This window comes from Polaromonas hydrogenivorans, from assembly GCF_040105105.1.
In the GTDB taxonomy this organism is placed as follows: domain Bacteria; phylum Pseudomonadota; class Gammaproteobacteria; order Burkholderiales; family Burkholderiaceae_C; genus Polaromonas; species Polaromonas hydrogenivorans.
This window is the reverse complement of the sequence record NZ_CP157675.1, coordinates 3,942,080-3,957,138: the sequence shown is the minus strand read 5'-3', so window position 1 is coordinate 3,957,138 and position 15,059 is coordinate 3,942,080. Positions and strand designations below refer to the sequence as shown.

10 protein-coding genes are annotated in these 15,059 nt (G+C 63.2%); 8 read left to right on the top strand and 2 right to left on the bottom strand.

Translation table 11 applies throughout. The features are described 5' to 3' along the window. Window positions 1–9: 9 nt before the first annotated feature. Together rocF and ABLV49_RS18970 are read right to left on the bottom strand one after the other, a co-directional pair. Window positions 10–927, bottom strand: a complete 918-nt coding sequence (rocF, locus tag ABLV49_RS18975; protein ID WP_349278917.1) for an arginase — start codon at window positions 925–927, stop codon at window positions 10–12. Between the two features lie 42 nt (window positions 928–969). Beyond that, entirely contained in the window at window positions 970–2,067 is a 1,098-nt protein-coding gene (locus ABLV49_RS18970) for an ornithine cyclodeaminase (RefSeq protein WP_349278916.1), read from the bottom strand. Window positions 2,068–2,193: 126 nt separating this feature from the next. Here ABLV49_RS18970 and ABLV49_RS18965 point away from each other — a divergent pair, with 126 nt between their 5' ends. From ABLV49_RS18965 to narH, 8 genes are all read left to right on the top strand, one after another. Then, complete coding sequence (locus ABLV49_RS18965; protein WP_349278914.1) at window positions 2,194–2,619, top strand: Lrp/AsnC family transcriptional regulator; 426 nt, start codon at window positions 2,194–2,196, stop codon at window positions 2,617–2,619. 23 nt (window positions 2,620–2,642) lie between these two features. After that, a complete protein-coding gene (holA, locus tag ABLV49_RS18960) occupies window positions 2,643–3,752 on the top strand; it encodes a DNA polymerase III subunit delta (RefSeq protein WP_349278913.1) in 1,110 nt (369 codons plus the stop codon). Window positions 3,753–3,756: 4 nt separating this feature from the next. Continuing rightward, entirely contained in the window at window positions 3,757–5,673 is a 1,917-nt protein-coding gene (locus ABLV49_RS18955) for a type IV pili methyl-accepting chemotaxis transducer N-terminal domain-containing protein (protein WP_349278911.1), read from the top strand. A 162-nt stretch (window positions 5,674–5,835) separates the two neighbouring features. Next, window positions 5,836–6,534 (top strand): response regulator, encoded by a 699-nt coding sequence (locus tag ABLV49_RS18950; protein WP_349278909.1) that lies wholly within the window; start codon window positions 5,836–5,838, stop codon window positions 6,532–6,534. Window positions 6,535–6,717: 183 nt separating this feature from the next. Then, window positions 6,718–7,971 (top strand): MFS transporter, encoded by a 1,254-nt coding sequence (locus ABLV49_RS18945; protein WP_349278907.1) that lies wholly within the window; start codon window positions 6,718–6,720, stop codon window positions 7,969–7,971. 28 nt (window positions 7,972–7,999) lie between these two features. Then, window positions 8,000–9,667, top strand: coding sequence for an MFS transporter (locus ABLV49_RS18940; RefSeq protein ID WP_415838158.1), 1,668 nt, complete (start codon window positions 8,000–8,002; stop codon window positions 9,665–9,667). 43 nt (window positions 9,668–9,710) lie between these two features. After that, window positions 9,711–13,529, top strand: coding sequence for a nitrate reductase subunit alpha (locus ABLV49_RS18935; RefSeq protein ID WP_349278905.1), 3,819 nt, complete (start codon window positions 9,711–9,713; stop codon window positions 13,527–13,529). Then, window positions 13,526–15,058: a nitrate reductase subunit beta gene (narH, locus tag ABLV49_RS18930; RefSeq protein ID WP_349278903.1), complete on the top strand. Its 1,533-nt coding sequence runs from the start codon at window positions 13,526–13,528 to the stop codon at window positions 15,056–15,058. The genes ABLV49_RS18935 and narH overlap by 4 nt, the downstream gene beginning before the upstream one ends. Window position 15,059: the final 1 nt, after the last annotated feature.

Below are 15,059 nucleotides of genomic sequence, written 5' to 3'. Positions count from 1 at the left end.
TTTTATTTTTCAGGAGCGTCGCATCAGCGTGCTTTTCCCAAACAGGCTTTCAATCAGCTCAAGCGCCACTTCCGCCGTGGCATTGCGTACATCCAGCGCCGGATTCAATTCCATCACGTCAAGCGATGCCATGCGCCCGGTGTCGGCGATCATCTCCATGCACAACTGGGCTTCGCGGTAGGTCGGTCCGCCCTTCACGGCCGTGCCGACGCCGGGTGCAAAGCTGGCGTCCAGAAAGTCCACATCAAAGCTCACATGCAGGTGCGTGCTGTCGTCGATGCCGGCCAGCGCCGCTTGCATGGTGTGCCGCATGCCCATCTCGTCGATGTAGCGCATGTCGAATACTTCGAGCCCCGACTCCCTGACGAAGCGTTTTTCTCCGGCGTCCACGCTGCGGATGCCGATCTGGCGAATGGCCGAAGGCTGCAAGGCGGGCGACACCCCGCCTATGCCGGTCAACTCGGCGGGCCCATGGCCGCACAGCACCGCCACCGGCATGCCGTGCGTATTGCCGGTCGGTGTCAGCGCATCGGTGTTGAAGTCGGTGTGCGCGTCGAGCCACAGCACGCGCAGGGTTTTGCCAAGCCGGCGGCAATGGCGCGCCACCGCGCTGATCGAGCCGATGGCCAGGCAGTGGTCGCCGCCTAGCAGCATGGGCATCTCGCCCTCGCTCAGCGCGGCATGAACTTCCTGGTGGACGGCATGGTTCCAGGCTGCCACCTCGGCCAGGTGCCGGTAGCCGCCGACCGGCGCCTGCCACGGGTTGGCCGGGCCGTTGATGTTTCCCCAGTCGGTGACGCGCAGGCCGTGGCCTTCGAGCGTGGGCTGCAGGCCTGCAACGCGAAAGGCCTCCGGACCCATGGAAGCGCCGCGCGTGCCCGCGCCGACATCGGTAGGTGCGCCAATAAGTCTGATGTGCGGTGTCATGTGCAAGTCAATTCGGTGTTGAGGTCGGTGGCTTGGTGAATGTCATTGCAAGGCGGGCTCAGTGACCGGGCGGGATGCCGTGGCAAAGGCAGGCCTGACCAACTGGTAAAGATCCTTGGGGTCGTCCAGTCGCGGAATCAGCGGAAGGGCGGCACCGAGTTCCAGCAACTGCGCCTTGGCGTAAAGATAGCGCAATGCCGAGAAATCCTCAAGCGCAAAGCCCACCGAGTCAAACATCGTGATTTGCGCGGCATTGTCACGCCCGGCCATCTCGCCCGCCAGCACCCGCCACAGTTCAGTCACTGCAAAGCCGGCCGGCATCTGCTGCAAATCACCTTCGGTACGGGTTTGCGGCTCGTACTCGACGAAGACCCTGGCCGCCGACAGCACATCGGGATGAATTTCGGTTTTTCCCGGGCAGTCGCCGCCGACTGCGTTCAGGTGCGTGCCCGGCTTGAGCATGTCCAGGGTGATGATGGCGGCATTGGTCTTGTCGGCCGTGACGGTGGTCACGATGTCCACGTCACGCACGGCCTCGGCGGTGCTGGCGCAAGCCCGAAGGCGAAGGCCGGCGGTATCCGGGTTGGCCTGCAGGTTGCGCATCAGCTTGGCGCTTGCCTCGGCATCCACATCGTAGAGATTGATTTCCTCGATGCCCAGCAGGCGGTGAAAAGCCAGTGCCTGGAACTCGCTTTGCGCGCCATTGCCAATCAGCGCCATCACGCGGCTCTCGGGCCGGGCCAGCGCGCGCGCGGCCAGCGCCGAGGTGGCTGCCGTGCGCAGGGCGGTGGTTAGCGTCAGTTCGCTGATCAGGAGCGGCATGCCCGTCGCCACATCGGCCAGCACGCCGAAAGCCATCACGGTGGACAAGCCCTGCGCCGTGTTTTTTGGATGGCCGTTGACGTACTTGAAGGTGTAGGTGTGGGCATCGGCAATCGGCATGAGTTCGATCACGCCGTTCTTCGAGTGGCTGGCCAGACGGGCGGACTTGTCAAAACTTTTCCAGCGCAGAAAATCCTGTTGAATGCAGGCGGCCATTTCCTGCAGCGTCGCCGCCATGCCCTGGCGGCTGACGATGCTGGCCACGTCCTGCGGGCTCAGAAAAAGAGTGTGCGGGTTGACTGCAGTAGGGTGTTTCATTGTTTGCCTCTCGCGTTGTTCTTGACGGTATGCGAGTAGTCTGTTTCTCCAGCCCATCAATAACAAGTGTCAATAATGCTGGTAAATAGGCAGTTTATTGACGTTTTGAATGCTTAAACTGCCAGAATGGACGAAACCGACCACCAACTCATTTCCTTGCTGCGCCAGGATGCCCGCTTGAGCGTCGCTGCTCTGGCCGGCAAACTTGGCGTTTCACGCGGCACGGTCACCAACCGCATCCGCAAGCTCGAAGACGACAACGTCCTCGTCGGCTACACCGTTCGCCTGCGGCCCGATGTGCAGCACAAAGAGATCAAGGCCTGGATGAGCATTGCGGTGGAAGGCAACCAGACCCGCGCCGTCATTGCCAGCCTGCTCGGCGAGCCCGGCGTGGCCACGCTGCATGACACCAATGGCCGCTGGGACTTGCTGGCCGAGTTGCGTGCCGAAAACCTGCAGGACCTGGCCAAGGTGCTGGAACGTATCCGCCTGCTCAAGGGCATCAGCAACACCGAAACCAGCATTCACCTGGAAACCTACCGGCTCTCGTAGGACTCTCCTAGAATCACGCCACTATGCAAATGGCTCCTGCCCAACTGACCGAACACCTCAAGCGGGGACTGAAAAGCCTCTACACCCTGCATGGCGACGAACCCCTGCTGCTGCAGGAATTCGCCGATGCCCTGCGCGCGGCGGCGCGGCAGCGTGGCTACACCGAACGCACGGTCCACACGGTGGCCGGTGCGCATTTCGACTGGAGCGAAGTGCTGGCCAGCGGCGGCTCGCTCAGCCTGTTTGCCGACAAGCAGATCGTTGAAGTCCGCATTCCCAGCGGCAAGCCGGGCAAGGACGGCTCGGTGGCGCTGCAGCAACTGGCCGAACGCGCCCAGGGCGACGATTCCACGCTGACGCTGGTCATGCTGCCCCGGCTGGACAGCGCCACCACCAAGGGCGCCTGGTTCGGCGCGCTCGACAGTTTCGGCGTGACCGTCAAGTTCGAGCCGATTGACCGGCGCACGCTGCCGCAATGGATCGCGCAGCGCCTGCAGCTGCAGGGCCAGCGCGTGGCCAATGGCGAGGAAGGCCAGCGCACGCTGCAGTTTTTTGCCGACCGGGTCGAGGGCAACCTGCTGGCCGCGCACCAGGAAATCCAGAAACTGGCGCTGCTCCATCCGGTCACGGGCGACGGCATCCTGAGTTTTGACCAGGTTGAAAACGCCGTGCTCAACGTGGCGCGCTACGACGTGTTCAAGCTGTCCGAAGCCGTGCTCGGCGGCCATGCGATTCGGGCTGCACGCATGATTGACGGCCTGCAGTCCGAAGGCGAATCCGAAGTGCTGGTGCACTGGGCGCTGGCCGAAGACATCCGCAGCCTGAAACGGGTGAAAGACGCGATTCAGGCCGGCCGGCCCATGCCGATGGCGCTGCGCGAAAACCGCGTCTGGGGCGCGAAGGAAAAACTCTATGAGCGCGTGCTGCCCGGTCTGAGCGATGCAACGCTGGCGAAACTGCTCGATGCCGCGCAAAAGGTCGATGGCATCGTCAAGGGATTGAAGCAGCCCGACTGGCCGATGAGCGGCTGGCAGTCGCTGCACCGGCTGGCCGGCATGGTCTGCGAACAGTGCGCTGCGCCGTCGCGCGGCGCTCCAGCCAGCCGCGCACCGCCGGGAGGCGCCAGGTACTAAAAGAATGCAGCACACCGCGTCCCTGTCCAAAAAGCTTTTGCGCATTGGCGCCAGCCTGCTGCTGCTTGCCCTGGCCTCCATCGGGCTGACCTTGTGGGTGACCTGGCAGCTTGAAGGCGGCGCTGCCGCTGTCAATGAAGCCGGGCGCATGCGCATGCAGACCTGGCGGCTGACCAGCGCCGTGCATGCCGGTACGCCACAACCGGAGCTGCAACGCCTGATCGGTAATTTTGAAGACAGCCTGTCGGTGTTGCGTAGCGGCGATGCCTCCCGACCCCTGTTCGTGCCCTGGGATGAGCAGGTCCGCCAGCAGTTTTCCGTGGTCGAGTCATTGTGGAAGGTGCAGCGCCAGCAGTGGCTGACCGGGCCGGCATTGCCGGTGGAAACCTCGCTGCAGACGGCCGGCGATTTTGTCGAGGCCATTGACCGGTTTGTGCTGGCCATCGAGCGGCATCTGTCGCGGCTGACCGCCATCCTGAACCTGTTCCAGTTCGCCATGATGGCGCTGGCCATCGGCGGCGCGGTGATCATGCTCTACACCGGCTACCTGTATGTGATCAGTCCCCTGAGCCGGCTGCGGCAGGGCCTGGGCAAGGTGGAGTCGGGCGAGTTTGCAACGCGCATCGACGTCGATACCGAGGACGAGTTCGGCCAGGTGGCGGCCGGTTTCAACCGCATGGCCGCAACCCTGGAGTCGATGTACAAGGGGCTCGAATCCCAGGTCGAGGCTAAGACCCGGCACATCGAAGCCCAGCGGCTGCGGCTTGAGGCGCTGTATGAAGTCAGCGCTTTCCTGGCCCAGTCCAGCAGCATCGAAGAACTGGCGCGCGGCTTTGCCCAGCGCGTGCGCACCCTGATGAAGGCCGACGCCGGCGCGGTGCGCTGGTCGGACGCTGCCAGCCAGCGCTACCTGATGCTGGCGTCCGACTGCTTTCCGCAAGACATGCTCGAAGAAGAGCGCACCCTGCTGGCCGGCGCCTGCGCCTGCGGCAACCTGCTGCCCGAATCGCGAACACGCGTGATCCCGATCCTGAGCCATGACGAAATCCCGGTGCGGCGCTGCGCCAAGGTGGGCTACGAAAGCGTCGTCAGCGTGCCGATCCGGCTGCAGCAGCGCCTGCTGGGCGAATTCAACCTGTTTTTCCGCAGCCCGGTCGTGCTGAGCGCCGATGAAACCGAACTGCTCGATGCGCTGGCCAGCCACCTGGCGAGCGCGCTGGAAAGCCTGCGCGCCGCCGCGCTGGCCCGCGAAGCCGCCGTTGCCGAGGAACGCGCCCTGATTGCGCGCGAGTTGCACGACTCGATTGCGCAGTCGCTGGTTTTCCTGAAGATCCAGGTGCAATTGCTGCGAGGCGCCTCGAACAAAGGCCAGGCGGCGCAGATGAAGCAGGCGCTCGACGAGCTGGACACCGGGCTGCGCGAAAGCATTGCCGATGTGCGCGAGTTGCTGGTGCATTTCCGCACCCGCACCAACACCGACGACATCGCGCAGGCGCTGCAGGAAACGCTGCAGAAGTTCCAGCACCAGACCGGCTTGCCGGCCCATCTGACGGTTCAGGGCGATGGCCTGCCGCTGCCGCCCGATGTGCAGGTGCAGGTGCTGCATGTGCTGCAGGAAGCGCTGTCGAATGTGCGCAAGCATGCAGGGGCCACCCAGGTGGAGGTCGAGGTGATCAAGGGCGAGAACTGGCGGTTTTTGGTGCGCGACAATGGCGTCGGCTTTGACGCCAGCCAGAGCCATAGCCAGTCGCATGTCGGCATGAAGATCATGCGCGAGCGTGCCGGCGGCATCGGCGCCCAGGTCGAGATCGTCTCCGGGCCGGGGCTGGGAACCACCGTCATGCTGACGCTGCCCGCGCATCCGGTGTCCAGGGGCCGCAGCACGGCCATCACCGGGCTCGAACTGGAGTCCCTGGGCTGATGCGTGGCGCCTGATGAAAAACCGTGCATTTCAACAAAAAATATCAATGAAAAATGACTTTTACACAATATGCACGGGCGTAGTTAGCTATTTATTTGATAGTAAAGAGATGATTTCCACAGTGCGGCTCAGGCCACACACCATGAACCGCAAGGCGCCGCCATGACACTGATCCGTTTGCTGGTGGTCGATGACCACAACCTGTTTCGCCGCGGCCTGATTGCCCTGCTGTCGCAGGACGAGCGTTTCAAGGTCGTCGGCGAGGCCGGCGACATCGGCGAGGCGCTGCGCTGCGTCGAGCGCAGCCGGCCCGACCTGGTGCTGCTGGACAACCACCTCCCGGGCGTGCTGGGGGTGGATGGCATTGCCACGCTGAAGGCCGCCGCGCCCGGCGTCCGCATCCTGATGCTGACCATGAGCGAGAACAAAAACGACCTGGTGGCAGCCCTGCAGGCCGGCGCCGACGGCTACCTGCTCAAGACCGTGGAACTCGACCATCTGTCGGAGTACATCATCCAGGTATTGGCCGGCGAGTCGGTGGTCAGCCCTGAAATGATGACCAAGCTGGTCACGGCCTTTCGCGGCAAGCCGGCCCCGGCGGCGCTGCCACCGCCGGCTATTCCCGGCGCCGCGCCTGAAGCCGCCGCTCCGCTTGAGGGGCCGGGCGCAGGCCTGCTGTCTGCCCGGGAGCGCGAAGTGCTGGGGCTGATTGCGCTGGGCGACAGCAACAAGCTGATCGCGCGCAAGCTCGACATCGCCGAAACCACGGTGAAGATCCATGTCCAGCACATCCTGCGCAAGCTGCAGCTGACTTCCCGCGTGCAAGCCGCCGTGTACGCCGCCAGCCGCGAACTGGGCTGACCCGGTGCTGGCCGGGTATTGACCTGCGTCAAGCTTTCGTCATCCTGACCCCACAGTAGTTCTTCAGGACGAGGGTGGCCACAGTGGCCATCGTTCTTCTGGCGCGTCCGCACCTTCCAACGGTGGATATGCAGCAAGCCCGAAAAAACCGACAGTCATGCCATGTCTCCTGGAGAAAAAAGCATGGCGTCCGAGTTGAACAATTCAAGAAGAGCGTGGTCGGTGCTGATCGTCAGCACGCTGGCCTTCACCGTCTGCTTCATGGTGTGGATGATGTTCGGCGTCATCGGCATCCCGATCAGGAAGATGCTGAACCTCAATGCCACCCAGTTTGGCCTGCTGACGGCCATGCCGGTGCTGACGGGCTCGCTGATCCGGGTGCCGCTGGGCATCTGGACCGACAAGTTCGGCGGGCGCATCGTCATGGCCACGCTGATGGCCATCACCGTGCCGGCCATCTGGCTCATGAGCTACGCCACCCAGTACTGGCACTTCATCACCATCGGCCTGTTCGTCGGCCTGGCCGGCGGCTCGTTCTCGGTCGGCACGCCGTATGTGGCGCGCTGGTTTCCCAAGAGCCGCCAGGGCACGGCGATGGGCGTCTATGGCGCCGGCAACTCGGGCGCGGCGGTCAACAAGTTCATCGCGCCGGTGCTGCTGGTCGCCTTTGGCTGGGCCATGGTGCCGCAGGTTTATGCGGCCATCATGCTCGGCACCTTGGTGCTGTTCTGGATGTTCAGCCATAGCGACCCGAAGCACCTGGTGCCCAGCAATGTCAGCTTCAGGGACCAGCTCAAGGCGCTGAAAGACCCCAAGGTTCTTAAATATTGCCAGTACTACAGCATCGTGTTCGGCGGCTACGTCGCGCTGTCGCTGTGGATGGTGCAGTACTACGTCGGCGAATACGGCCTGGACATCCGCACCGCCGCGCTGCTGGCGGCCTGCTTTTCATTGCCCGGCGGCGTGCTGCGCGCGGTCGGCGGCGTGCTGTCGGACAAGTACGGCGCGCACAGCGTGACCTGGTGGGTGATGTGGGTGAGCTGGATCTGCCTGTTTTTGCTGTCCTATCCACAGATGGACTTCACGCTGCTGACCGTCAACGGCCCGGCGACCTTTCACCTCGGCCTGAACATCTACGCCTTCACCGGCCTGATGGCCGTGCTGGGCGTGGCCTTCGCCTTTGGCAAGGCCAGCGTCTTCAAGTACATCAGCGACGACTACTCGCACAACATCGGCGCCATCAGCGGCATCGTCGGTCTGGCCGGCGGGCTGGGCGGTTTCGTATTGCCCATCCTGTTCGGCGCGCTGATGGACCTGACCGGCATCCGCTCCAGCGCCTTCATGCTGATGTACGGCGTGGTCTGGGTATCGCTGATCTGGATGTACTGGACCGAAGTGCGCCGCACCGAAGTCATGGGCCGCCACGCAGCCGCCTGACGCCCCAATTTTTACCGGGAAAACAATCATGAACATGAAAACTGCTTCCGCCGCAGGCACTGCCGTCCTGCCGTCCGGGAATGACTCCGGCGCCGACATTGCCGACTGGCGCCCCGAGGACGAGAAATTCTGGGAAAGCACCGGCAAGCGCATCGCCTACCGCAACCTGTGGATTTCCGTGCCCAGCCTGCTGTGCGGCTTCGCCATCTGGGGCATGTGGGGCATCATCACCGTGCAGATGCTCAACCTGGGCTTTCCGTTCAGCCAGGCCGAGCTGTTCACGCTGACCGCCATTTCGGGACTTGCCGGCGCGACCATGCGGATTCCGGCGTCCTTCCTGATCCGGCTGGCCGGCGGGCGCAACACCATCTTTTTGACGACCTCGATGCTGCTGGCCCCGGCGATTGGCACCGGCATCGTCTTGCAGCATCCTGAATGGCCGCTGTGGACCTTCCAGCTGATGGCGCTGTGGTCGGGCGTGGGCGGCGGCAACTTTGCCAGCTCCATGTCCAACATCAGCGGCTTTTTCCCCAAGCGGCTGCAGGGCACGGCGCTCGGCCTGAATGCCGGCCTGGGCAATTTCGGCGTGACCACCATGCAGATCGTCATCCCGCTGGTGATGACCATGAGCGTCTTCGGCAGCCTGGGTGGCGAGCCGATGGTGCTGGTGAAAAGCAGCGGCTGGATCTTCGGCAAGATTGCCGCCGGCACGCCGACCTGGATTCAGAACGCCGGCTTCACCTGGCTGCTGTCGCTGGTGCCGCTGTCGCTGCTGTGCTTTTTCGGCATGAACAACCTGAAAACGGTGTCGCCTGAAATTGGTGGAACGATTCCGGCTTTTCTGAAGATCATCTGGCTCTACACGCTGTCCTTCGTTCCGGCCGGCGTCGGCCTGTACCTCTACCTGCCCAAGCCGTCCGGCCTGGGCCTGCTAAACATGTGGGTGGCCATGCCGCTGATCATCGTCAGCACGCTGATGGTCATGAAACTGACGGCTTTTGGTGCGATGAAAGACAACATCGCCAAGCAGTTCGCGATTTTTAGCAACAAGCACACCTGGTCGCTGACCGTGCTGTACATCGTCACTTTCGGCTCCTTCATCGGCTTTTCGATGGCGCTGCCGCTGGCCATTACCATCATCTTCGGCATCAGCCATGTGCCTGACGCGGCCGGCATCATGCAGCACACGCTGAAGAATCCGAATGCGCCTTCGGCGCTGACCTATGCGTGGATCGGTCCCTTCGTCGGCGCTGCGGTGCGGCCCATCGGCGGCTGGATTTCCGACAAGGTGGGCGGCTCCATCGTCACCCAGATCATCTCGGCCGTCATGGTCGCGGCCTCTGCCGCCGTGGGCTACGTCATGCTGCTGGCCTATCAGTCGGCCACGCCCGAGCAGTATTTCTTCCTGTTCATGGGTTTGTTCGTGCTGCTGTTCACGGCCAGCGGCATCGGCAACGGCTCGACCTTTCGCACCATCGGCGTGATTTTTGACCGCCAGCAGGCCGGCCCGGTGCTGGGCTGGACCTCGGCGATTGCCGCCTACGGTGCGTTCATCGCCCCGGTGGTCATCGGCGCGCAGATCAAGGCCGGCACGCCCCAGAACGCCATGTACGGCTTTGCGATTTTCTATGCCCTGTGCCTGGTGCTGAACTGGTGGTTCTACCTGCGCGCGGGCGCCGAGATCAAGAACCCCTGAGCGCTGTTCAGACCTCTTATTTACCCCATTACCGGAGAACTCGATGAGTCACTTTTTGGACCGATTAAGCCACTTTTCCAATCCGCGGGAAGCGTTCTCGGGCGACCACGGCGTCACCACGGCCGAAGACCGCACCTGGGAAGACGCCTACCGTAACCGCTGGGCGCACGACAAGATCGTTCGCAGCACCCACGGCGTGAACTGCACCGGCTCATGCTCGTGGAAGATTTACGTCAAGGGCGGCATCGTCACCTGGGAAACCCAGCAGACTGACTACCCGCGCACGCGCTGGGACATGCCCAACCACGAGCCGCGCGGCTGCGCACGTGGCGCGAGCTACAGCTGGTATCTGTACAGCGCCAACCGCGTCAAGTACCCGATGATCCGCGCGCGCCTGCTCAAGCACTGGCGCGAAGCAAGGCTCACATTGCCGCCCGTCGAAGCCTGGGCCGCCGTGGTGCAGGACGACGCCAAGCGCCGCGACTACCAGAGCGTGCGCGGCCTTGGCGGCTTTGTGCGCTCAACATGGGACGAGGTCAACGAGCTGATCGCCGCGTCCAACGTGTACACGATCAAGCAGCACGGCGCCGACCGCATCATCGGCTTCTCGCCGATTCCGGCCATGTCGATGGTTAGCTATGCCGCCGGCTCGCGCTACCTTTCCTTGATTGGCGGCGTGTGCATGAGCTTTTACGACTGGTACTGCGACTTGCCTCCGAGCAGCCCGCAGGTCTGGGGCGAACAGACCGACGTTCCCGAATCGGCCGACTGGTACAACTCCAGCTTCATCATCGCCTGGGGCTCGAACGTGCCGCAAACGCGCACGCCCGACGCCCACTTCTTCACGGAAGTGCGCTACAAGGGCTGCAAGACGGTCGCCATCACGCCCGATTATTCGGAAGTCGCGAAGTTGTCGGATTTGTGGCTGCACCCCAAGCAGGGCACGGACGCCGCCGTCGCCATGGCGATGGGCCATGTGATTTTGAAAGACTTTTACTTCGGCGGCAACGGCAAGCCGCGCTCGGCCTACTTCGACGACTACGCGCGCCGCTACACCGACCTGCCGATGCTGGTCATGCTGAAAGAGCACACGCTGGAAAACGGCAACACCGTGCTGGTGCCGGACCGCTATGTGCGTGCCTCCGACTTCAACGGCAATCTCGGCCAGGCCAACAACCCCGACTGGAAAACCGTCGCTTTCGATGCCAGCGGCAAGGTCGTGCTGCCCAACGGCGCGATTGGCTTTCGCTGGGGACCGGACGGCCGTGCCGATGTCGGCCAGTGGAACCTGGAAGCCAAGGAAGCGCGCCACGGCCAGGACGTTAGCCTCAAGCTGTCGGTGATGGAGGGCGAGCAAGCCAGCCATGACAGCGCGCAGGTGGGGTTTCCGTATTTCGGCGGCATCCACCACGAGCATTTTCCCAACAACGAGCAAAGCGATGTGCTGGTGCGCACGGTGCCGGTGCAGCGCATCGCGCTGGGCAAGGCCGGCGAGGAACGCTCGGCGCTGGTCGCCACGGTGTTCGACCTGCAGGCGGCGCAGTACGGCATTGCGCGCGGCCTGCCCGGCGAACTGGCGGCCAGCGATTTCAACGACAACACGCCCTACACCCCGGCCTGGCAGGAGCAGATCACCGGCGTGCCGCGCGACCAGATCATCACCGTGGCGCGCCAGTTCGCCGAAAACGCCGACAAGACGCAGGGCCGTTCGATGGTCATCATCGGCGCGGGCATGAACCACTGGTACCACAGCGACATGAACTACCGCAGCGTCATCAACATGCTGATGATGTGCGGCTGCATCGGCAAAAGCGGCGGCGGCTGGGCGCACTATGTGGGCCAGGAAAAGCTGCGCCCGCAGACCGGCTGGACGCCGCTGGCCTTCGCGCTCGACTGGATCCGCCCGCCCAGGCAGATGAATTCGACCAGCTTCTTTTATGCCCACACGAATCAGTGGCGCTATGAAAAGCTCGGCGTCGATGAAGTGCTCTCGCCGCTGGCCGACAAGAAGATGTATGGCGGCAGCATGATCGACTACAACGTGCGCGCCGAGCGCATGGGCTGGCTGCCGTCGGCGCCGCAACTGCAGACGAATCCGATGCAAGTCGTGAAAGACGCGCAGGCCGCAGGACTCGATGCCAAGGACTATGTCGTCAAGGCACTGAAAGACGGCTCATTGAAACTGAGCTGCGAAGACCCGGACCACCCGGCCAACTGGCCGCGCAACATGTTCGTCTGGCGCTCCAACATCATCGGCTCGTCGGGCAAGGGCCACGAGTATTTCCTCAAGCACCTCTTGGGCACCAGCAACGGCGTGCAGGGCAAGGATCTGGGCGCCGAGGACGGCAAGCCCGAGGAAGTCGTCTGGCACGACAAGGCGCCCGAAGGCAAGCTGGACCTGCTGGTCACGCTCGATTTCCGCATGAGCACGACCTGCCTGTATTCGGACATCGTTCTGCCCACGGCCACCTGGTACGAAAAGAACGACCTGAACACCAGCGACATGCACCCGTTCATCCATCCGCTCTCCACCGCGGTGGACCCGGTCTGGCAGTCGAAAAGCGACTGGGAAATCTACAAGGGCTTTGCGAAGAAATTCAGCGAACTGTGCGACGGGCATTTGGGTGTCGAAAAGGAAATGGTCCTGACCCCGGTGATGCACGACACGCCGGGCGAGCTGGCCCAGCCCTTCGAGGTCAAGGACTGGAAGCGCGGCGAATGCGAGCTGATTCCGGGCAAGACGGCGCCGCAGATGCAGGTCGTCGAACGCGACTACCCGAACGTGTACAAGCGCTTCACCGCCGTCGGCCCGCTGCTGAACAAGATCGGCAACGGCGGCAAGGGCATTTCGTGGAACACGCAAATCGAGGTCACGCAGCTCGGCCAGTTGAACGGCCTGGTGACCGAGCCCGGCGTGACGCAGGGCATGCCGCGCATCGACAGCGACATCGACGCCTGCGAAATGGTGCTGCAGCTCGCGCCCGAAACCAACGGCCACGTCGCCGTGAAGGCCTGGGAAGCGCTGGGCAAGCAGACCGGCCGCGACCACACCCACCTGGCGATGCACCGCGAAGACGAAAAAATCCGTTTCCGCGACATCCAGGCGCAGCCGCGCAAGATCATCAGCTCGCCGACCTGGAGCGGCATCGAGTCCGAGACCGTGTCGTACAACGCCGGCTACACCAACGTGCATGAATACATCCCGTGGCGCACGCTGACCGGCCGCCAGCAGTTCTACCAGGACCATCCGTGGATGCTGGCTTTTGGCGAAGGCCTGGCCAGCTACCGTCCGCCGGTGAACCTGAAGGCGACGGCGGGCGTGCATGGCATCCGCTCCAACGGCCATGCCGAGATCCTGCTGAACTTCATCACGCCGCACCAGAAGTGGGGCATTCACTCGACCTACACCGACAACCTGCTGATGCTCACCCTGAGCCGGGGCGGGCCGATTATCTGGCTCAGCGAGGACGACGCCAAATTGATTGGCGTCGAAGACAACGACTGGATCGAGGCCTACAACGTCAACGGCGCGATTGCCGCGCGGGCGGTCGTCAGCCAGCGCGTCAAGCCCGGCATGGTGATGATGTACCACGCGCAGGAAAAGATCGTCAACACGCCGGGTTCGGAAATCACCGGCCAGCGCGGCGGCATCCACAACTCGGTGACGCGCATCGTGCTGAAGCCGACGCACATGATAGGCGGCTACGCCCAGTTGAGCTACGGCTTCAACTACTACGGAACCATAGGCACCAACCGCGACGAATTCGTCGTGGTGCGCAAGATGGACAAGGTCGATTGGCTCGACACGCCACGCGATGACGAACGCGCCTTCGCGGTGCAACAACTGGGAGAAGCAGCATGAAGGTACGCGCTCAAATCGGCATGGTGCTGAACCTGGACAAGTGCATCGGTTGCCACACCTGTTCAGTCACCTGCAAGAACGTCTGGACCAGCCGTCCCGGCATGGAATACGTCTGGTTCAACAATGTGGAGACCAAGCCCGGCATCGGCTACCCCAAGGAATGGGAAAACCAGGACAAGTGGAACGGCGGCTGGATTCGCAAGCCCGACGGCTCCATCGAGCCGCGCCAGGGCGGCAAGTGGAAAATGCTGATGCGCCTGTTCGCCAATCCGAACATGCCGCAGATTGACGACTATTACGAGCCCTTCACCTTCGACTATGACCACCTGCAGTCAGCGCCCGAGATGAAGGCAGCGCCGACCGCACGGCCGCGCAGCCTGATCACCGGCAAGCGCATGGAAAAGATCGAATGGGGTCCGAACTGGGAAGAAATCCTGGGCGGCGAGTTTTCCAAGCGCAGCAAGGATGCCAATCTGGACAATTTCGACCAGGTGCAAAAAGACATGGTCGGCCAGTTTGAAAACACCTTCATGATGTACTTGCCGCGCCTGTGCGAGCACTGCCTGAACCCGGCCTGCGTGGCGTCGTGCCCGTCGGGCTCGATCTACAAGCGCGAGGAAGACGGCATCGTGCTGATCGACCAGGACAAATGCCGGGGCTGGCGCATGTGCGTCTCGGGCTGCCCGTACAAGAAGATCTACTACAACTGGAAAAGCGGCAAGGCCGAGAAATGCACCTTCTGCTATCCGCGCATCGAGGCCGGCCAGCCGACCGTGTGCAGCGAAACCTGCGTCGGGCGCATCCGCTACCTGGGCGTCATTTTGTATGACGCCGACCGCATCCAGGAAGCCGCCAGCGTTGAAAACGACAAGGATTTGTACCAGGCCCAGCTTGATATCTTCCTGAATCCGTACGACCCGGCCGTGATTGCCCAGGCCCGCCTGGACGGCATTCCCGAAGCCTGGCTCGAAGGCGCGCGCAAGAGCCCGGTGTACAAGATGGCCGTCGAGTGGAAGGTCGCGCTGCCGCTGCATCCCGAATACCGCACGCTGCCGATGGTCTGGTATGTGCCGCCGCTGTCGCCCATCACCTCGGCCGCCAACGCCGGGCAGATCGGCATCAACGGCGAGTTGCCCGACATTGCCCAGATGCGCATTCCCGTGCAGTACCTGGCCAACCTGCTGACGGCGGGCGACACCGCGCCGGTGATCCGGTCGCTGCAGCGCATGCTGGCGATGCGCTCCTACCAGCGCAGCAAGCATGTGGACAACGAGCAGAACCTGGCCGTGCTGGCGCAGGCGGGCCTGACGGTGGCCGAGGTCGAGGAGATGTACCACATCATGGCGATTGCCAACTACGAAGACCGCTTCGTGATTCCGACCACGCACCGCGAATACGCCGAAAACGCCTTCGACATGCGCGGCGGCTGCGGCTTTACCTTTGGCAACGGCTGCTCCGACGGCGCCAGCGACGTGAGCCTGTTCGGCGGCAGCAAGAAACGCACTATTCCCATCAAGGTGGAGGTTTGAG